The organism is Streptomyces sp. NPDC058307 (assembly GCF_042880295.1).
Lineage (GTDB): Bacteria > Actinomycetota > Actinomycetes > Streptomycetales > Streptomycetaceae > Streptomyces.
In genome coordinates this window covers 1-19,886 of the sequence record NZ_JBHVYZ010000072.1, presented here as the reverse complement: position 1 = coordinate 19,886, position 19,886 = coordinate 1, and the positions used below count along the sequence as shown (strand labels likewise).

Sequence of the window (19,886 nt, the reverse complement as noted above, 5' to 3'; positions counted from 1 at the left end):
CTGGTGCTGACCCGGGGGAGCTGGCAGCCGTGGACCGCCCTGTGACCGGGAGGCGGTCCCGCCTCACCGCCCGTCTGCGCCGCGGCGGCGTCCGCACCGCGCTGGCCGCCCTGACCGCACTCGTGCTCACCGTGCCCTTCGTGGTCGCGTGGCGGGTCTACGTCGACCAGCGCAACGTCAGCCGCCAGGTGAGCGTGCCGGCCGCGCGGGTGGACGCGGCGACCACCGCGCGCTGGAAGGCCGTCGGGGCCGGTCTCCCGGAGCGCGCGGCCCCTGTGATCCTCACCTACCACGACCTCAAGCCGCACAGCGGAAGTCGGTACATCGTGGACCCCGCCGTGTTCGAACGGCAGCTCAGTGCCCTGCGGACGGCGGGTTACCGCACCCTGACCACCGACGAGTTCGTCGCCTACCTGCTCGGCGGCCCGGTGCCGCCGCGCTCGGTGATGCTGACCTTCGACGACGGCACGCACGGTCTGTGGACCTACGGGGACCGCATTCTCGCGCGGCACCGGATGAACGCCGTCTCGTTTCTCATCACCGGCCGGGTGGGCCGGCACCGGCCCTACTACCTGTCCTGGCAGGAGATCGCGCGGATGGCCCGCTCGGGCCGCTGGGACTTTGAGGACCACACCCACGACCTGCACAGCCGCACCCGGATCGGCCCGCACGGAGAGCTGGGCTCGCTGCTCGCCCACCGCAGGTTCCTGGGGTCCACCGGGCAACTGGAGAGTACCGAGCACTATCAGCGGCGGGTGAGGGCGGACTTCACTCGCTCCCGGCAGGAGTTCGCCCGGCACGGACTGGGGCAGCCCCGACTGTTCGCCTACCCGTTCTCATCGCTGCCTGAGAACCGCCGGTACGTTCGCGACCTGATCAAGCGGTTCTTCGCAGGAGCCTTCACGGACAAGAGTGGACACCCGGAGCCGGTCGCCCACCGATCAGCGGTCGGCCAGGAGTACCAGCGTCTTGAGGTGTTCGCAGATACCACTGCCGACACTCTGCTCTCCCGGGTGGCGGCCCGTACACAGGTGTCTCCCTCGGGTGATCCGCTGCGCCACCCGGAACGCTGGACAGGTGCCGACTGGAGACCGCTCGGAAGCACCGACGTGCTCACCGGGAAGGGTTCGGTCTCCGACCGCTACGTCTACGGTGCCTACGCTCCGTACGGCGCTGCCGACTGGGACCACTACACAGTCAAGGCGGGCGTGACCGACCTGAGCGAAAGGAATGGCAGCGGCACGGTATTCGCGAGGGTCGGCGGGGTCAGTCCTGTCGGCGTGCGGGTCTCCTACCACACTGCCCAACTGGTCGGCGGGACACCTGACCGCGTCCTGGCCGAGCAGGCGCTGCCCCCCGGCCCCTCCCACGAGGTCCGGCTGACGGTGGACGGTGCCAGGACCGAGGCGGTGGTGGACGGCCGCCACCGTTTCACCGTGCCGAACAGCAGCGGGGTGCGCGGCACCGGCGGGATCGCGCTGGCCCTGTCCCGCGGGGAGACCGGGCCGTCCTGGCCCGCGTTCGCCCACGTGGAGACCGCCCCGCTGCCCGGCCCGCCCGCCGCCGCCCGGCCCTTCGACGGCCCGGCCGGCTGGACCGACGGGGACGGCCACCGGGCGCGGGCGGTGATCGGCGCCGGTGGCGTGCAGCCGATCGGCTCGCGCGGCTGGAGCTTGGCCACCTACCGGCCCGGCAGCACCGCGCGCTGGTCCGGCTACACACTGAGCACCCGGCTGACGGGGCTGTCGGAGGAGGGGCTGCACAGCTCGGTCATGGTGCGCCGCGGCGCTCCGGACCAGCTCACGGTCCGCCTGTCCCGCGGCTGGATCACGCTCCTGGCCGGACCCGGCGCCCATCCTCGTACCGTGCTCTCGCGCAAGTTGCCGGAAGCCGCGGAACGGGACGTCCGGGTGACGCTCGGGGCGCGGAGGACGGACGTCACCGTGGGCGCCGGGCTGGTGCACACGTCCGTGCCCGCCGCGGGCGGCACCGGCGGCATCGCGCTCGGCGTGTATCGGCGGTCACCGGACCAGCCGTGGCCCGGGTTCGAGGAATGCGCGGTCGGCGGAGGGCGTACGGCGTGATCCGGCGGCTCGTACGGCGTCGGCGGGCAGGGCTCCTCACCGGGGTCCTGCTCGCCGTGCTGCTGGTGTCGGCGTTCGCGGGCGGACTGACGCTGCGCGACACCGGCCGGAGCGGCCCGCCCTCGGAGTTCCGGCCCGAGTTTCCCGAACGGGGCCTGGTCACCAACGAGTTCGCGTACTGGCATCCCGACGCCCCCGGCGCGCGCCACTCCCCCGACTGGACCATGACCAGCGGCTCGCTGTTCGGGCTCGACGGCGCGGGCTGGTCCGGACGCCCCGACGGCGGGCGTCCCGACGCCGAGTCCGTCCGGGCCACGGACTCGGCGGTCTTCCGGCTGGCCTCGCGGCGCCGGGACTTCGGTGACACCCGGCTGTCCCTGCGGCTGCGTCTGACGGACCTGGTGACGACACCGCGCACCCCGGCACAGCCGTACGACGGTGTCCATCTGTGGCTGCGCTTCCACAGTGAGCAGGAGTGCTACGCGGTCAGCGTGGTCCGCCGGGACGGGCAGGTCGTGGTGAAGCGCAAGACACCCGGCGGCCCGGCCAACGGGGGCACCTATGTGACCCTCGCCACCGCGTCGGCCACGCTCGCGCCGGACGCCTGGGCCCTTGCCGTGGCCACCGCCACGAATCTCCCGGACGGCCGGGTGCGCATCACGCTGGAGCTCGAGGGCCACCAGGTGCTGGACGTGACCGACGCCACGCCCGGAGGCCTCTACCAACCCGGCGGAGTCGGCATCCGCGGTGACAACACCGAGTTCATGTTCCGTGACTTCTCGGCACAGTCGGAATGACATAAACGGGACCAATGCCCTACCGGCCGGTAGCTTTGATCGATCATCGCTCATTTGTTACGTAAAGATTTCATCTGAGAGCAATATCTGGCACTCAGTGCCTTGCACGGTGGCACGCGGTGTCTTACGTTGAGGGAAGTCCGGGCGGCCGGCGTGCAGAGACCATACGTACGCCGGCTGTCCCAGCAAGTCATCGATTTGCCCGCCCGGACGCCTGCGTCACAGGCAACCTCCCGCGCCACAAAGCGCTGCCGAACAGCATGACCGCCGAACCGACGGCACCGACGTAACCCTCAGCGTCTCCCCTCAAGACGCCATTCGCCGGAGGCAACACCGTGACCGTGAAGGAAATCCTGGACGCGATCCAGTCGCCGGACTCGACTCCGGCCGACTTCGCCGCCATGCCGCTCCCCGAGTCGTACCGCGCGATCACCGTGCACAAGGACGAGACGGAGATGTTCGCGGGTCTGGAGACCCGCGACAAGGACCCGCGCAAGTCGATCCACCTCGACGAGGTGGCCCTGCCCGAGCTGGGCCCGGGCGAGGCGCTCGTCGCCGTCATGGCATCGAGTGTCAACTACAACTCGGTGTGGACCTCGATCTTCGAGCCGCTGTCGACCTTCGGGTTCCTGGAGCGCTACGGCCGCACCAACGACCTGGCCAAGCGGCACGACCTGCCGTACCACATCATCGGCTCCGACCTCGCGGGCGTCGTCCTGCGCACCGGCCCGGGCGTCAACGCCTGGAAGCCCGGTGACGAGGTCGTCGCGCACTGCCTGAGCGTGGAGCTGGAGTCCTCCGACGGCCACAACGACACCATGCTCGACCCCGAGCAGCGGATCTGGGGCTTCGAGACCAACTTCGGCGGCCTCGCCGAGATCGCGCTCGTCAAGTCCAACCAGCTGATGCCCAAGCCCGACCACCTATCGTGGGAGGAGGCGGCCGCCCCCGGACTGGTCAACTCCACCGCCTACCGCCAGCTGGTCTCCCGCAACGGCGCCGGGATGAAGCAGGGCGACAACGTCCTGATCTGGGGTGCGAGCGGCGGACTCGGCTCGTACGCCACACAGTTCGCGCTCGCGGGCGGTGCCAACCCGATCTGTGTCGTGTCCTCGCCGCAGAAGGCGGAGATCTGCCGGGCGATGGGCGCCGACGCGATCATCGACCGCAACGCCGAGGGCTACAAGTTCTGGAAGGACGAGAACACCCAGGACCCCAAGGAGTGGAAGCGCTTCGGCAAGCGCATCCGCGAACTCACCGGCGGCGAGGACATCGACATCGTCTTCGAGCACCCCGGCCGCGAGACCTTCGGCGCGAGCGTCTTCGTCACCCGCAAGGGCGGCACCATCACCACCTGCGCCTCGACCTCGGGCTACATGCACGAGTACGACAACCGCTACCTGTGGATGTCCCTGAAGCGGATCATCGGCTCGCACTTCGCCAACTACCGCGAGGCCTGGGAGGCCAACCGGCTGATCGCGAAGGGCAAGATCCACCCGACCCTGTCGAAGGTGTACTCCCTGGAGGAGACCGGCCAGGCGGCCTACGACGTGCACCGCAACCTCCACCAGGGCAAGGTCGGCGTCCTGTGCCTGTCCCCCGAGGAGGGCCTGGGCGTGCGCGACGAGGAGAAGCGCGCCCAGCACATCGACGCCATCAACCGCTTCCGCAACATCTGAGACACCCGGGGCCATAGATGACAGAGCGTCAGACCGCGTCTGCGACTGAGCCGGTGTCGAAAGAGACGAAGACAAGGGAGCGAAGCGACCGCGGGCTGAGGAACGTCGACACCGGCACGGAGCACCCTCAGTCGCAGACGCAAAAGGAAAGAGACCGGCCGTGGCTCATGCGCACGTACGCCGGTCACTCCACGGCCGAGGCGTCCAACGAGCTGTACCGGCGCAACCTCGCCAAGGGCCAGACCGGTCTGTCGGTGGCGTTCGACCTGCCGACGCAGACCGGCTACGACTCCGACCACGTCCTCGCCCGCGGCGAGGTGGGCCGGGTCGGCGTGCCGATCGCGCACCTCGGTGACATGCGCCGGCTGTTCCAGGACATCCCCCTGGAGCAGATGAACACCTCGATGACGATCAACGCCACGGCCATGTGGCTGCTGGCGCTCTACCAGGTGGTGGCCGAGGAGCAGGGCGCGGACATCACCCAGCTCCAGGGCACGACCCAGAACGACATCGTCAAGGAGTACCTGTCCCGGGGGACGCACGTCTTCCCGCCGGAGCCGAGCCTCCGCCTGACGACCGACATGATCGCGTACACGGTCTCCCACCTCCCGAAGTGGAACCCGATCAACATCTGCAGCTACCACCTGCAGGAGGCGGGCGCCACGCCGGTCCAGGAGATCGCGTACGCGATGTCGACGGCGATCGCGGTCCTGGACGCCGTCCGGGACTCCGGCCAGGTGCCGCAGGAGCGCATGGGCGATGTCGTCGGCCGTATCTCCTTCTTCGTGAACGCGGGCGTCCGGTTCATCGAGGAGATGTGCAAGATGCGCGCGTTCGGGCGCATCTGGGACAAGGTCACGCGTGAGCGCTACGGCATCGAGAACCCCAAGCACCGCCGCTTCCGGTACGGCGTCCAGGTCAACTCCCTCGGTCTGACCGAGGCGCAGCCGGAGAACAACGTCCAGCGGATCGTCCTCGAGATGCTGGCCGTGACCCTCTCGAAGGGCGCACGCGCGCGTGCCGTCCAGCTGCCGGCCTGGAACGAGGCCCTGGGGCTCCCCCGGCCCTGGGACCAGCAGTGGTCGCTGCGCATGCAGCAGGTGCTGGCCTACGAGAGCGATCTGCTGGAGTACGAGGACATCTTCGAGGGCTCGCACGTCGTCGAGGCGAAGGTCGAACAGCTCGTCGAGGAGTCCCTCGCGGAGATCGACCGGATCCAGGAGATGGGCGGCGCGATGGCCGCCGTCGAGTCGGGCTACCTCAAGTCGCAGCTCGTCTCCTCGCACGCCGAGCGCCGGGCCCGTATCGAGTCCGGGCAGGAGAAGATCATCGGCGTCAACATCTTCGAGACGACCGAGCCGAACCCACTGACCGCTGACCTGGACACCGCCATCCAGACGGTGGACCCGGCCGTCGAGGCCCGGGTGATCGCCGGGCTCCAGCACTGGCGCGACACGCGCTACCAGCCGCCCTTCAACCACCCGCGCCCCTGCAAGGCGCTGGAGAAGCTGAAGGAGGCCGCCAAGGGCACCGACAACCTCATGGAGGCCACCGTGGAGTGCGCCCGCGCGGGGGTCACGACCGGCGAGTGGGCCGGGGCCCTGCGGGAGGTGTTCGGCGAGTTCCGGGCGCCCACCGGCGTCTCCTCCGCGCCGGTGGCGGTCCCCGCGGAGGCGGGCTCGGCCATGGCCGACGTCCGCCGCCGGGTCGAGGTGACCGCCAAGGACCTCGGCGTCGGCAAGCTGCGCTTCCTGGTCGGCAAGCCGGGCCTGGACGGGCACTCCAACGGGGCCGAGCAGATAGCCGTACGCGCGCGTGACGCGGGCTTCGAGGTGGTGTACCAGGGCATCCGGCTGACCCCGGAGCAGATCGTGGACGCGGCCATCGCCGAGGACGTGCACGCGGTCGGCCTGTCCATCCTGTCCGGCTCGCACGCCCAGCTGGTGCCGGACGTGCTCGAGAGGCTGCATGTGGCAGGCGCCACAGAGGTACCTGTCATTGCCGGTGGGATCATCCCCAATGGAGACGCCGAGCAATTGCGGGCAGCCGGAGTGGCCGCTGTCTTCACCCCGAAGGACTTCGACATCACCGGCATCATCGGCCGCATCGTCGACGAGATCCGGAAAGCGAACAAGCTCGACCCCCTGGAGGTCCCCGCATGACGACCGTCAACCGCCTTCGCCCGCGGCGCTCCTGTCTGGCCGTGCCGGGCAGCAACCCCCGCTTCCTGGAGAAGGCGCAGGGCCTCCCGGCGGACCAGGTCTTCCTCGACCTGGAGGACGCGTGCGCCCCGCTCGCCAAGCCCGAGGCGCGGCACACCATCGTCAAGTTCCTCAACGAGGGCGACTGGACCGGCAAGACGAGGGTCGTGCGTGTCAACGACTGGACGACCGAGTGGACGTACCGCGATGTCGTCACGGTCGTCGAGGGCGCCGGCCAGAACCTCGACTGCATCATGCTGCCGAAGGTGCAGAGCGCCGAGCAGATCGTCGCGCTGGATCTCCTGCTGACCCAGATCGAGAAGACGATGGGCTTCGAGGTCGGCAAGATCGGCATCGAGGCGCAGATCGAGAACGCGCAGGGCCTCAACAACGTCAACGAGATCGCGACCGCGTCCCAGCGCGTCGAGACGATCATCTTCGGCCCGGCCGACTTCATGGCGTCGATCAACATGAAGTCGCTGGTCGTGGGCGAGCAGCCGCCCGGCTACCCGGCGGACGCCTACCACTACATCCTGATGAAGATCCTGATGGCGGCCCGCGCCAACAACCTCCAGGCGATCGACGGCCCATACCTGCAGATCCGCAACATCGACGGCTACCGCGAGGTCGCCCAGCGTGCCGCGGCCCTCGGCTTCGACGGCAAGTGGGTGCTGCACCCGGGCCAGGTCGAGGCGTCCAACGAGATCTTCTCGCCCTCCCAGGAGGACTACGACCACGCCGAGCTGATCCTGGACGCGTACGACTACTACACCTCCGAGGCGGGCGGCAAGAAGGGCTCGGCGATGCTCGGCGACGAGATGATCGACGAGGCCAGCCGCAAGATGGCGCTGGTCATCTCCGGCAAGGGACGTGCGGCGGGCATGCAGCGCACGTCGAAGTTCGAGATTCCGGAGGCGTAGGACCATGCAGTTCGGACGCACCTACGAGGAGTTCGAGGTCGGGGCGGTCTACAAGCACTGGCCCGGAAAGACGGTCACGGAGTACGACGACCACCTCTTCTGCCTGCTCACCATGAACCACCACCCGCTCCACATGGACGTCAACTACGCCGAGAAGACGACGGACTTCGGCAAGAACGTCGTGGTCGGGAACTACATCTACTCGCTGCTGCTCGGCATGTCCGTACCGGACGTCTCCGGCAAGGCGATCGCCAACCTGGAGATCGAGTCGCTCAAGCACGTGGCGCCGACCTTCCACGGCGACACCATCTACGGCCAGACGACCGTGCTGGACAAGTGGCCCTCCAAGTCGAAGAACGACCGCGGGATCGTGTACGTCGAGACCAAGGGCTACAAGCAGGACGGCACGCTGGTCTGCGTGTTCCGCCGCAAGGTCATGGTGCCCACCGAGACCTACATCAAGGAGCGCGGCGGCGAACAGCCCGGCCGCCCGGAACTTCAGGAGGGCTGAGCCCATGGCACGCCTCGCCCAGACCCACGGCCTCACGGACATCCAGCAGGAGATCCTTTCCACCGTCCGGGACTTCGTGGACAAGGAGATCCTCCCGGTCGCGACCGAGCTGGAGCACCGCGACGAGTACCCGCAGCAGATCGTCGACGGGCTCAAGGAGTTGGGCCTGTTCGGCCTGATGATCCCCGAGGAGTACGGCGGTCTGGGCGAGTCGCTCCTGACGTACGCGCTGTGCGTGGAGGAGATCGCCCGCGGCTGGATGTCGGTGTCCGGCATCATCAACACCCACTTCATCGTGGCGTACATGCTCAAGCAGCACGGCACGCAGGAGCAGAAGGACCACTTCCTGCCGCGGATGGCGGCCGGCGACGTGCGGGGCGCCTTCTCGATGTCGGAGCCGGGTCTCGGTTCCGACGTGTCGGCCATCACGTCCAAGGCGGTCAGGGACGGCGACGAATACGTCCTGAACGGCCAGAAGATGTGGCTCACGAATGGCGGAACGTCAACTTTGGTCGCCGTTCTCGTCCGAAGTGACGAAGGACACTCCCCCGAAGAGGCGGCCGCCAAACCGCACAAGTCGATGACGACCTTCCTGATCGAGAAGGAACCCGGCTTCGGAGAGGTCCGCCCCGGCCTCACCATCCCCGGGAAGATCGACAAGATGGGCTACAAGGGCGTCGACACCACCGAGCTGATCATGGATGGCCTGCGGCTTCCGGCCGATCGGGTCCTCGGCGGGACCACCGGCCGAGGTTTTTACCAAATGATGGACGGCGTCGAGGTGGGCCGCGTGAATGTGGCGGCGCGTGGCTGCGGCGTCGCTCAGCGTGCCTTCGAGCTGGGCGTCTCGTACGCCCAGCAGCGGCACACCTTCGGCAAGCCGATCGCTCAGCACCAGGCGATTCAGTTCAAGCTGGCCGAGATGGCTACCAAGGTCGAGGCCGCGCATGCGATGATGGTCAACGCGGCACGCAAAAAGGACTCCGGGGAGCGAAACGACCTTGAGGCAGGGATGGCGAAGTACCTCGCCTCCGAATACTGCAAGGAGGTCGTCGAAGACGCCTTCCGGATCCACGGCGGCTACGGCTTCTCCAAGGAGTACGAGATCGAGCGCCTCTACCGTGAGGCTCCGATGCTGCTGATCGGCGAAGGTACCGCCGAGATCCAGAAAATGATCATCGGTCGCAGGCTGCTCGAAGAGTATCGGTTCCAGGGCTAGATGTCCGGATACGGAGTGTTTTCTTGGAGAAGAAGATCACACCCCGTCAGGACGGTTCAGCCGCCGACTCGGCTTCCTGGCTTGCCCAGTTGTGGCCCGCGACCGGTACGATCCCGGTAAGCCGCCGTCCCCCGTCTAGTGCGCGGCATCATCCGCTACGAAGGTCATCCATGCCCCACAGCCAAACCTCTGCACCTCGCGACAGCCGGGCAGGCGTACGCCTCGCGCGCGGAGCATCGCCGTGGCTCCTGCCGACCGTCGCCACCGCAGCACTGAGCCTGGTACGCGCGCGCAAGTCCGGCGCCGCCAAGGCCGTCGCCGTGCCCGCCACCGCGCTGGCGGCGGGCATGCTGTGGTTCTTCCGCGACCCCGAGCGCGAGATCGCCCCGGGCCGGGTCATCTCGCCCGCCGACGGTGTGGTGCAGAGCATCATGCCGTGGAAGGACGGTCGCACCCGCGTCGCGATCTTCATGAGCCCGCTCAACGTCCACGTCAACCGCGCGCCGCTCTCCGGCACGGTGACGTCGGTCGAGCACATCCCCGGTGGGTTCGTTCCGGCGTTCAACAAGGAGAGCGAGAACAACGAGCGCGTCGTCTGGCACTTCGACACCGAACTCGGTGACATCGAGATGATCCAGATCGCCGGCGCGGTGGCCCGTCGCATCGTCCCCTACATCCCGCAGGGCACGAAGGTCGAGCAGGGTGACCGCATCGGTCTGATCCGGTTCGGCTCGCGCGTCGACATCTACCTGCCCGCGGGCGTCGAGGTCGCGGTCGAGGTCGGGCAGAAGACGGTGGCTGGGGTGACTCGCATTGACCGTGATTGATCCTGAGACCCAGGCGGGCTGGGTGCCCGAGGCCGACGAGGTCGACGACGAGGAGGAGATGCCTCTTTCTCTCCGCCTGTCGATAGCGGACACCCTCACCCTCGGCAACGCCACATGCGGTTTCATGGCGGTGTACTTCACCACCACCGGCATCCTGATCCCGCACCTGACCGACAGCCAGGAATCCGGCATGGCGCGCAACAGCGCGGCCACGGCGGTCATCCTGATGCTGTGCGCGGCGGTCTTCGACCTCTTCGACGGCCTGGTGGCGCGCAAGCTGCGCTCCTCGCCGATGGGCGCGGAGCTGGACAACCTCTCGGACCTGATCAGCTTCGGTCTCGCGCCGGCGTACTTCGTGCTCGTCTACGGCATGGTCGCCGACGACGCCTCGCAGCGGGTGGCGGCGGTGGGTGCCGTGGTGGTGCTGCTTGCGGTGGTGCTGCGACTGGCCAGATTCTCCTGCGTGACCCCGGCGAACGGCATGTTCCAGGGCATGCCGTCCCCGTTCGGCGCGCTCACGGTGGTCGCGATCGTGCTGCTGGAGCTGCCCTTCGTGGCGACGCTCCTGGCGATCCTGGGCACCGCGTGGCTGATGGTGAGCCGGGTGGAGTACCCGAAGCCGCGGGGGCGGCTCGCGGGAGCGATGCTCGCCTGGATCGTGCTGGCGATGGGTCTGCTCGCGGCCTGGGCCTTCGGCGCTCCCAGCGGCCAGCTCCTGCTCCAGACCGGCTGCGCCCTGCAGCTCGTCATGGGCGCGGTGATCCCCTTGTTCGCCACGGCCCGCCGGGTGAACAACTTCCGCGGCAACAGGCGCGAGGCGCGGGCGGCACAGCTGCCGTAGCGCTTGCGGCGTTGTACTCCGAGGGGCCCGAACCGATATCGGTTCGGGCCCCTCGGCTGTGTCGGCACCGGTTCAGTCATGACGGGTCACCGGCTCGGCCCTGGACGCGGCCCGGCTTGGACGGTGGCCCAGCCCGGGCACCGGCTCCACTCCAGGCAGCGGCCCGGCCCGGACGGCGGCTCAGACCGGGCACCGGCTCCACTCGGCGAGCGGCTCGGTCGGGATGCCGGCTCGGTCCGGCCGACAGTTCGGCCCGGTCGGCAGCTCGAGCCCGTCCACGAGCTTGCCCCGACACCCGCTCAGCCCCGTCGGCTGCCCGGCCCCTGGTCCGCGCCCCCGTGCAAGGTGGTCCAACGCAAAGGCGCGCTCAGATCAGGAAGTCGCGGCCGATCCGTTCCGCCACGGCCTCCAGGATCGGGCCCGCCTCGGAGATGCACCTCTGGATGTCGGGCTCGGTGTCGGTGAGGGGGTAGGCGCGGCGGATGCCCGCGCGGCCGAGGGCCTCCGGGGGCAGGGCGAGGCGGCCGCAGACGGCGACGACCTCCTTGTCCTTCGCGCGGGCGGCCGCGGCGACGCCCGCCGGAGCCTTGCCGTGCAGGGTCTGCTCGTCGAGGGAGCCCTCGCCGGTGATCACCAGGTCCGCCCACTCCAGCGCGGGCGCGAAGCCGAGGACATCGAGCATGACCTCGATGCCGGGGCGGAACCGGGCGCCGAGCAGGAGGGCGCCGTAGCCGATGCCGCCGGCCGCGCCCGCACCCGGTGCGGCGGCGTACTCGGCGGCCTTCGCGCCGACAGCCTCCTCCAGCACCTTCGCGTAGTGGGCGAGGGCGCTGTCCAGGGCCGCCACGTCGTCCGGGGAGGCGCCCTTCTGCGGGCCGTAGATCGCGGGGGCGCCCTTGGGGCCGGTCAGCGGGTTGTCGACGTCGCTGGCCAGGATGAACTCGACGGCCGCGAGCCGCGGGTCCAGGCCGGAGAGGTCGGCCGAGGCGAGGTCGGCGAGGCCTTCGCCGCCGGGGGCCACGGGCTCGCCGTCGGCGTCCAGGAAGCGGGCGCCGAGCGCGGAGAGCATGCCGGCGCCGCCGTCGGTGGTGGCGCTGCCGCCGACGCCGAACACGATCGTGCGGGCACCGGCGTCCAGCGCGGCGCGCAGAAGCTCTCCGGAGCCGTACGTGGATGCCGTGAGCGGGGCGAAGACGCCCGCGGGCAGCCGCTGGAGCCCGCTGGCCTCGGCCATCTCCACCACAGCGGTGTCCGCGCGTACCGCGAAGGCGGCCGTGATCTCCTGGCCGAGGGGCCCGGCGACCGCCACTTCCCGGCGCTCGAAACCGGCCGCGACCGCCGCGGCGACGGTGCCGTCACCGCCGTCGGCGACGGGCAGCGACTCCACCTCCAGGTCCGGCACGACCCGGCGCAGCCCGGCTGTCACCCGCTCGGCGACCTGTACGGCCGTGAGCGAGCCCTTGAACTTGTCCGCGGCGATGAGCACGCGCTGTGTCACGTCTTCCCCTTGCTCTCCGGGCCTCGCGCACGTCAAGGCCAGTCGCGCCGTTGCGACCTTAACCGGAGACGCCCCCCGGCGTCATGCGCAGAGGGCGAGGACACCGAGTCCGCCGTCACCAACGGCCTCGGGCACACCGGGCGCATCGTCACCGCCGCCGCCTGCCTGCTCGCGGTGAGCTTCTTCGCCTTCGGTACGGCCAAGCTCAGCTTCATGCAGATGTTCGGCCTCGGCAGCGGGCTGGCCATCCTCATCGACGCCGTCGCCATCCGCGGTGTCCTCGTCGCAGCAGCGATGCGCCTGCTCGGCGGCTCGGCCTGGTACGCGCCCGGCTTCCTGCGCAGGTTCCACAGCCGGTTCGGCCTCAGCGAAAACGCGCCCGAGCCCGCTGCCGAGCCCGAACCCGCAGTTTCGCGGGGTTGACTCCGGCCCACAGCGTCCTGCCCGGCGCAGAGTCCGGCCGGGGTGACACAGCCCAGCGGGCCGCGAGCTTGCTGACGAGGCTGCGCCCCCGGCTGTTCTCGGAGTACGGATGATCCAGGGTGCACGGACCGGCGGGGCGGGCGGCAGCAGCCCCCGCCCCGCCGGTCGTCAAGCGAGGACGGTTTGCGTGCGACTGGGGACTCGGGTGTTCACCGAGCAAAGGCCCAACTACGCTTGCCCTATGACAACAGACCCCGTTCGGCTACGAGCGGCGATCGGGCGGGGCTTCAGCACGTGCGACGCGCTGCAGCCATGAGACCCAACTACTGGAGCACATGCCAAGCGGCCTGCTCTGGGCGCAGTTGAGGACGGTGACCGACATCCACAACCAAAAGCAGCCGGTCCGGTTCTCCGTCCGGTCCGAGGTGGTCGACGGCGTCCTGGTCGTTACGGCGGACGGCGAGATCGACCACGACGTCATGGACGACTTCGGCCGAGCGCTGCTGTCCCAGGACGCCCCGGCGCCGCCCCGGATCGTGGTGGATCTCAGCGGGGTGACGTTTCTGGACTCCAGCGGGATCAACGTCTTCATCGCCGCCTACCGCCGCGTGAGCCAGGCTCAGGGGTGGCTGCGCATCGCCGGCGCCCGGGACCCGATGCTGTACCTGATGCAGATCGTCGGCATCGACGCCCTCATCGACTGCCATCCCAGCGTCGGACAGGCTCTGAAGGCCTGACATTCCTGCCGCGCACGATCAGGGCCTGTCCGTCGGGTGTTTCGTCGACGGCCAGGCCCTGCTGGACCAGCACCCCTGCCACTGCGGCCTGGACCAACGCTCGCACGCTGTCGCCGCTCGAAGCGCGACCGGCTTCACGAGCCAGAGAGGTGAACTCGTCCGACGCGGTCCAGTTGACCGCAACCCCCGCGTCCACCTCCGTCAACCGCAACCCCCGGACGTCACTGTCCGCGTCACCCACCGGGAAACCAGCCTGGACCAGGACAGAGCGCACCCGCGGAATGAGATCAGTCGGCCCGCCTGGCACCCCTGCCGCCTGCCCGTAAAAGTTCAGACCATGCCAACCGATTTCTCTCACGCCGATCATGCGGACGCGCTGGCGTGAGGCACAGACGCGCGCGCGAGACGAGAGCGACCCCGAGTAAAGCCGACCCGGGTCGCCGGGCCGGTAGCCGGCGTGGTCGAATTGTTCGCTGGTTTGGGGGTAACGGAGACGGGTACCCCCGGCACTTTGGACGCGAGGCGGATGTATGGACCTGGCTGGGCAGGACGAGGGCCAGGAGCCCCTCGTTGCACGTCCGATCATGGTGTTCGCCTGTTTCGAGGGCAGTGAGGAGATCGCCGCCGCCCGCGACACCGCCCGCACGTTCCTCACCTCCGTACAAGCCGTCCACGGACTGCCCGTCTCGAAACGCGCCATGGGCATGGTGCAACTGGTGGTCAGCGAGCTGATCACCAACGCCCGCAAATACGCGCCCGGACCCTGCCTGCTCGACCTGGAGATCGTCGACGGCGCCGTCGAGATCAGCGTGTGGGACAGCAGCCCCACCCCGCCCTCGGTCCTCGGGGCCGACCCCGGCCGGATCGGCCAGCACGGCCTGGAGATCGTCATGGCCGTCTCCCAGCGTTTCGCCGTCCAACGCGAACCCGTCGGCAAACGGATCACCGCAGCCGTCACCCTCGCCGACGACCCCGGCGGAGACGTCGCCGGCCACCAGATCCTCTAACGCCCGCCACCCGGCCACAACGAACTCTGTCATCGCGCCGTGTCCATGTCGCGGGCCCTCTTGCCCTGTCGTGCACAGGAAGCATGAGCGAGGGCACCGGCGCCACGACCACAGCACCGACGTCAAAGGACACCGATTCCTGCCTCGGCATCACGGACGATCACGGTCTGGTCGAACTTGGGTATGAACAGCGACATTCCTGGACCCCCTGACATCGGTACGGACGCGAGCGGCTCATCGTCACGGCTGCGCGGGAGCTGGCGGAGGCGGAGCGCTGGAACGCGGTCACCACACGGCGGCTGGCCGCCGAGATCGAGTACAGCCAGCCGGTCCGCTACAGCCACTTCAAGGGCAAGGACGCGATCATGACGGCGGTCGCGGTGGAGGGCTGCGCCGAACTGGCCACGGAGTTGGCGGCGGCGCGCAGGGCGGTGACGGAAGGGCCGGGGACGTCCGGCCCGCGCGCGGCGGGCGTGCGTGAGCTGCTGGCCGCGGTCGGCGAGGCGTACACGGCGTTCGCCCGACGGCGGCCCGCGCAGTACGACGCGATGTTCACCCACGTCGTGGGGCTGCCGTTCGCCACGGCGGAGGCACCGGCCGCGCTGTGGGAGGCGTTCGACGAGCTGGCGCGGGCGGTCGAACCGATCGCGGCCGAGGGCGACGAGCCCGGTCTGCTCACGGAGACGTACCGGGCGAGCCTGCACGGCCTGGTGACACTGATGCGCAGCGGCCGTCTGCCCGAAGAGACCCACGGACGCCGCCTGACCCTGCTCACCGGTCGCTTCGCGGTGCGCACCGACTGACGGCCGACTTCCTGTGGCGGCTGCCGGCCCCGGGAAGACCTCAGTCGACGCGGCGATGTACGAGCGATGAGCGCCGCGGTGGCCAGGGTGTCGGCGGAGCCGGGCGAGGCTCCCGTCCAGCGCGGCTGCGGCCCGGCTGGTGCAGGGCGCGGGCAGCGGCCTGGTCACCCCCAGATCCTGTCGCTCATCCGGGCCGCTACCCCCGCAACACGCCGACCGCGTGCGCTGGGCCTGTACGGCGCCACCATGGCCGTTGCGTCACTGGCCGGGCCGCTGATCGGTGGCCTCGTCCTCAGCGCCGCGGGCAGGGTGGCGATCGTGACCGGGGCAAACGGCGGCCTGGACTTCGAAACCGCCCGAGCACGGGCAGAACACGGGGCCACGGTTGTCCTGGCCGTGCGGGACGTCGAGAAGGGCAAGAAGGCGGCCGCACGGTGACGGGCAATGTCACCGTGCAGGAGCTGGGCCTGACGACGCTGGAGTCGTCCGCTCCGCCGCGGCCGACCTGCACGGAACGTTCCCGGGCATCGACCTGCTGATCAACAACGCCGGCGTGATGTACCCGCCGAAGCAGAACACCCGGGACCTGGTCAGGCGGCATGTTGATACTCGTGGAGGGTGCCGCCGTGTCGCGCCCGCCGTCGTATGTCCAGATGGGCGATCCGGTCCGGGTCCTCGATCGGAGCGGGCAGCGAGTGGAGAGGACGGGCATTCGCAAGACCCTGGTGCGGCCGGTGCTCGTTGTAGAACGTCTCGAACTCGCGCAGGGCGCGCAGGAGATGGCGCTGGTTCCAGATCAACGTACGGTCTAGCAGCTCTCGCCTGCAGATCTGCACCCACCGCTCCATGATCGAGTTCATGCACGGCATCCGGACGCCGCTGAGCACCACCTGGATACCCGCGTCCTTGAGCACCTCGTCGAACGGCCGTGGGAACGTCCCGTCCCGATCCCTGATCAGACGAGGTCCCGGACTGCTTCGGTGGGCTAACCGGCGGTCGTGGTCCCGCTGACCGTGGCCGCGGGGCCGGTGCCCGCCGCCGTGACCGCGGCGACCGTCACGCTGTAGGCCGTTCCGGGTTTCAGTCCGCCGATCACCCGGAACATGCCCTTGGCGGAGGGCTGGGTGACCAGGACGTCCCGGCCGGTCACCGCGATCGGATCGCGTCCGTCGGAGACGGTCACCCGGTAACCGACGATCTTCGCGTCACCCGTACTGGTCGGCGGGGTCCAGGCGAGGGTGGCGGCCGTGGCCGCGGCGCGCAGCTTCGGGCTCGTCGGCGCGGCGGGCAGCGCGCTCGCGGCCGTCGGGCTCAGCGGCGCCGAGGCGAGCGAGGGGGCGCCGGTGCCCTGGTCGTTGCTCGCGGCGACGGTCACCGTGAAGGGGCCGCCGCCCGCCGGTAGTCCGTCGATGCGCAGCAGGGCGGTGCGTTTGAACTCGGCCGCGGTGACGGACTGCTGGGCGACCTGACGGCCCGTGGGGTCGTACGCCCGTGCCGTGTAACCGGTCACCGGCGAACCGCCGTCCGCGAAGGTGGGGTTGAAGGTCACGTACAGCGCGTCGGAGCCCGCCGTGCCGGTGCCGACCCGGGCCGGCGCCTCGGGCACGGAGACGCCGCCGACGCGCAGGGTCAGCAGGTGCCGGTATGCGGGTTCGAGTCCGGCGTTCGCGAGGACGTCCGGCGGTACGTCGGACAGTCCGGCCATGATCTTGTTTCCGCTGGTCACCAGGCCCTTGTTGTCCCCGTCGGCGGTGCCTTCCTCCCACCAGTTGTCCTTGATCAGGGTGGGGTCGTTGTTGCCGAGGCCGTCGCGGTAGTCGGTGTGCCGGGAGGCGACGTTGGCGTAGGAGGCGCGGTAGAGGACATTGCCCTCGACGGTCTCGTAGGTGCAGCCGTTGTCGGTGTAGACGCTCTTGCCCAGGCCCCACTGGCCATGGATGACGTTGCCGGTGACCTTCTCACCGTCGGTCAGGGAGGTGCCGGTCAGACCCTGGGTGTAGACGCCGCCGCCGTCGTCGAGCAGTTGCATGTAGTCGAAGACCAAGTTGTCGCGTACGGCGTTGTCGTGGCTGGGATTCGGGGTCGCCGGGTCGCCGATCTTGTCGGGCCAGCCGCCCCATCCCATCGAGATCGCCGAGTAGGCGACGTGGTCGATCTGGTTGTGGGCGATGGTGGTGTGCTGGGCGTAGCCGTTGAGGATGCCCACACCGCCGTGGTACTCGCGGGGCAGCCCGTACAGGTGGTTGTCCGTCACGCGCACGCCCGACGCGGGGGTCTGTCCGTCCACTGAGCCGATCTCCAGCCCGTTGCCGGACACGTCGGTGAAGACGCTCCCGCTGACCGAGGAGTCCGCGCTGCCCGCGCCGAGTTCCAGTCCGGACGCGCCGAGATGGGCGAAGACGTCGTCGGTGAACTCCACGCGCTGGTCGTGGGCGAAGGAGACGTTGCCCGGCATCTTGGTCCAGGAGGCGAACGGGCAGGTTCCGCCGGGGACGTGCTGGCAAAGGCCCTGTGTGGCCCAGCCGCGGTCGCCGGTGATCGTGTAGCCGGCCTGGATCTCGGAGAAGCCCTCCGGCCGGGACGGAGTCAGCCAGGTCGCGTAGCTGAACCGGATGCCGCGGAAGGTGAGGTCATGGACGGGGGCGTCCGCGGTGCCGCGTCCGTCGAGCAGCTTCTCGGCCGCGGCTGCCTCGACGTCGGCGCGGCCGAGGTCCTCGCCCTTGCGGGGAAGGTAGTAGACGGTGTGGTCGCTCTTGTCGAGGTACCACTCGCCGGGCTGGTCGAGGAGTTCGTAGGCGTTCTCGACGTACGACGGCTTGCCGCCGTTGGTGAGGTGGCCGGGGCCGACCATGCTGACCGTGCGGCCGGGGATGTCGGGGAACTCGACCCGTTTGTTGGAGTTGTCCCAGCAGGGCTGCGCCATGGTGACGGTGGTGCCGTCGGCGGAGGCGATCGGGCAGCGTGGCTCGGTCCACTGGCCGAGCCCGTTGCGCTCGATGTTCCACAGCGCTTCGCCGCTGGTGTAGACGAACTCGGCGTCTTCGGGATGCTTCCAGTGGGCGAGGGCGTCGGAGGAGGCGGTGTAGCCGGTCGCGGTCTGGGTCAGTGTGACCGGCACGGTCCCGCGGGCCCGCTGGGCGCGCACTCCGTCGACGTACAACTGCCGTGTGTCGGTGAGTCCTCGGGGAGCGGGAGCGGCCCACAGGCCCTTGTGCCCCGGGGCCCGGTGCCATCCGGCCACTCGGAGCCCGCCGCTGATGACCGTGTCGCCGGCGCCCTGCCAGATCACCCGGTGCCCGTTCGCCCCCGAGTCGCGGGCGTCCAGCACGAGTGGGCCGGTACGGCGATAGGTGCCCGGCGCCAGATGGACCGTCAGGTCGGCGCGCAGGCCGGCGACCCGGGCCCGCACCAGGTCCCGGGCCCGGTCCAGCGTGCGGACGGGGTGCCGGGCGCTGCCGTCGGCGTGGTCGTCGCCTCCGGGGGCCGCATAGACGTCCGCGGAGGCGGCGGGGCCCGGCGCGCCGAGCGCGTGAGCGGCGAGCCCCGGTGGGCCGAAGGCCAGGACCGTGGACACGAGGGCGACGAGGGCGGCTCTGCGGTGCGTTGGCATGGACCCCTCCCGTGGGATCTGGAACTCAACCCAGGGAAAGGTAGGACCACTTGGATGTCAGGTCAATGCGATCGGCGGAATTGCAGGCCTCGTGTGGACGTATCTTGAGAATTCATCGGGCCACTTCAGTCGAAGTGAAGGGTGCCCCTGTGTTGAAGGTGGGGCGGTCGGAGGAAACGACGCCGCCATGGCCGACCAGAACACCCCGGCTTGCCGCGGGATCCAGGCGGTCGACGGGAGGAGGCCGGGATGCCCCGCCTCAGGTGCCGTTCATCAGCGGCATCGGCATCCGCCGCGCCCGGACCTGCCTCCCGCTTCCGCTCCGCAGATCCTCCGCCGGCCCCTCGGTCGCCAGGGCTGTCAGGCGGGTGGCCGGCTTCGCAGGGTCATGTCGGCCACCTACTGGAGTTCGTCGCGGGGGCGCCGCCGGCGGCTTGGACGGCGATGCCGTTCGCCACGGTCATGAGGTAGCGGGCGAGCAGGCCGCAATCGGTGTGGCTTTCCTCGCTTGCGAGCAGATATGTCGGCTCCCGCACTGTCCGGGCCCCCGTGGTCGGGCCGCCGGTTTGACCGGATGCCGCCTCCGCTTTACTCTCGAGTGCATACGGAGGCAGCATCCGTTTGATGCGGCCGCAGGGCAAACGACGGGCAGGAGGGCGCATGAGCGCCGGTGCACAGCGCGAACGCAAGCCCCGCGCGGACGTCCAGCGCAACCGCGCGGCCCTGCTG

At 69.7% G+C, this 19,886-nt stretch carries 15 protein-coding genes and 2 pseudogenes; 14 read left to right on the top strand and 3 right to left on the bottom strand.

The window, feature by feature from the left end:
* The first annotated feature begins 29 nt into the window (after positions 1 to 29).
* From ACFVYN_RS34965 to pssA, 9 genes are all read left to right on the top strand, one after another.
* Entirely contained in the window at positions 30 to 2,084 is a 2,055-nt protein-coding gene (locus ACFVYN_RS34965; protein ID WP_390005990.1) for a polysaccharide deacetylase family protein, read from the top strand.
* Positions 2,081 to 2,881 (top strand): hypothetical protein, encoded by an 801-nt coding sequence (locus tag ACFVYN_RS34960; RefSeq protein ID WP_390005988.1) that lies wholly within the window; start codon positions 2,081 to 2,083, stop codon positions 2,879 to 2,881. The genes ACFVYN_RS34965 and ACFVYN_RS34960 overlap by 4 nt, the downstream gene beginning before the upstream one ends.
* Before the next feature lie 335 nt (positions 2,882 to 3,216).
* Entirely contained in the window at positions 3,217 to 4,560 is a 1,344-nt protein-coding gene (ccrA, locus tag ACFVYN_RS34955) for a crotonyl-CoA carboxylase/reductase (RefSeq protein ID WP_390005986.1), read from the top strand.
* Between the two features lie 95 nt (positions 4,561 to 4,655).
* Positions 4,656 to 6,722: a protein meaA gene (locus ACFVYN_RS34950; RefSeq protein WP_390006018.1), complete on the top strand. Its 2,067-nt coding sequence runs from the start codon at positions 4,656 to 4,658 to the stop codon at positions 6,720 to 6,722.
* Complete coding sequence (locus ACFVYN_RS34945) at positions 6,719 to 7,681, top strand: CoA ester lyase (protein ID WP_352381390.1); 963 nt, start codon at positions 6,719 to 6,721, stop codon at positions 7,679 to 7,681. Before ACFVYN_RS34950 ends, ACFVYN_RS34945 begins: the two co-directional genes overlap by 4 nt.
* Positions 7,682 to 7,685: 4 nt before the next feature.
* The gene (locus ACFVYN_RS34940; RefSeq protein WP_007385824.1) at positions 7,686 to 8,192 is read left to right on the top strand and encodes a MaoC family dehydratase; all 507 of its coding nucleotides are present in this window, start codon (positions 7,686 to 7,688) and stop codon (positions 8,190 to 8,192) included.
* Positions 8,193 to 8,196: 4 nt separating this feature from the next.
* Positions 8,197 to 9,411, top strand: a complete 1,215-nt coding sequence (locus ACFVYN_RS34935; protein WP_390005985.1) for an acyl-CoA dehydrogenase family protein — start codon at positions 8,197 to 8,199, stop codon at positions 9,409 to 9,411.
* 170 nt (positions 9,412 to 9,581) lie between these two features.
* Positions 9,582 to 10,238 (top strand): phosphatidylserine decarboxylase, encoded by a 657-nt coding sequence (locus tag ACFVYN_RS34930; protein WP_390006016.1) that lies wholly within the window; start codon positions 9,582 to 9,584, stop codon positions 10,236 to 10,238.
* 22 nt (positions 10,239 to 10,260) lie between these two features.
* Positions 10,261 to 11,079, top strand: coding sequence for a CDP-diacylglycerol--serine O-phosphatidyltransferase (gene pssA, locus ACFVYN_RS34925; protein ID WP_031042070.1), 819 nt, complete (start codon positions 10,261 to 10,263; stop codon positions 11,077 to 11,079).
* A gap of 367 nt (positions 11,080 to 11,446) precedes the next feature.
* Here pssA and ACFVYN_RS34920 read toward each other — a convergent pair whose 3' ends face one another.
* Positions 11,447 to 12,565, bottom strand: a complete 1,119-nt coding sequence (locus ACFVYN_RS34920; RefSeq protein WP_390006015.1) for a glycerate kinase — start codon at positions 12,563 to 12,565, stop codon at positions 11,447 to 11,449.
* A 105-nt stretch (positions 12,566 to 12,670) separates the two neighbouring features.
* Here ACFVYN_RS34920 and ACFVYN_RS34915 point away from each other — a divergent pair.
* The 5 genes and pseudogenes from ACFVYN_RS34915 to ACFVYN_RS34895 all read left to right on the top strand — a co-directional run.
* Positions 12,671 to 13,000: pseudogene (locus ACFVYN_RS34915) on the top strand (MMPL family transporter); the annotation flags it as partial.
* A 335-nt stretch (positions 13,001 to 13,335) separates the two neighbouring features.
* Positions 13,336 to 13,737: an STAS domain-containing protein gene (locus ACFVYN_RS34910; RefSeq protein ID WP_390005984.1), complete on the top strand. Its 402-nt coding sequence runs from the start codon at positions 13,336 to 13,338 to the stop codon at positions 13,735 to 13,737.
* A 530-nt stretch (positions 13,738 to 14,267) separates the two neighbouring features.
* On the top strand, positions 14,268 to 14,744 hold the full coding sequence (locus tag ACFVYN_RS34905; RefSeq protein ID WP_390005983.1) for an ATP-binding protein: 477 nt from the start codon (positions 14,268 to 14,270) through the stop codon (positions 14,742 to 14,744).
* 236 nt (positions 14,745 to 14,980) lie between these two features.
* Positions 14,981 to 15,547, top strand: coding sequence for a TetR/AcrR family transcriptional regulator (locus ACFVYN_RS34900; RefSeq protein ID WP_390006013.1), 567 nt, complete (start codon positions 14,981 to 14,983; stop codon positions 15,545 to 15,547).
* 246 nt (positions 15,548 to 15,793) lie between these two features.
* Positions 15,794 to 16,133 (top strand): annotated as a pseudogene (locus tag ACFVYN_RS34895) (SDR family NAD(P)-dependent oxidoreductase); the annotation flags it as partial.
* A gap of 4 nt (positions 16,134 to 16,137) precedes the next feature.
* Here the strand turns inward: ACFVYN_RS34895 and ACFVYN_RS34890 are convergent.
* Entirely contained in the window at positions 16,138 to 16,461 is a 324-nt protein-coding gene (locus ACFVYN_RS34890; protein WP_390005981.1) for an integrase core domain-containing protein, read from the bottom strand.
* A gap of 71 nt (positions 16,462 to 16,532) precedes the next feature.
* The gene (locus ACFVYN_RS34885; RefSeq protein WP_390005980.1) at positions 16,533 to 19,157 is read right to left on the bottom strand and encodes a fibronectin type III domain-containing protein; all 2,625 of its coding nucleotides are present in this window, start codon (positions 19,155 to 19,157) and stop codon (positions 16,533 to 16,535) included.
* Between the last annotated feature and the right edge of the window lie 729 nt (positions 19,158 to 19,886).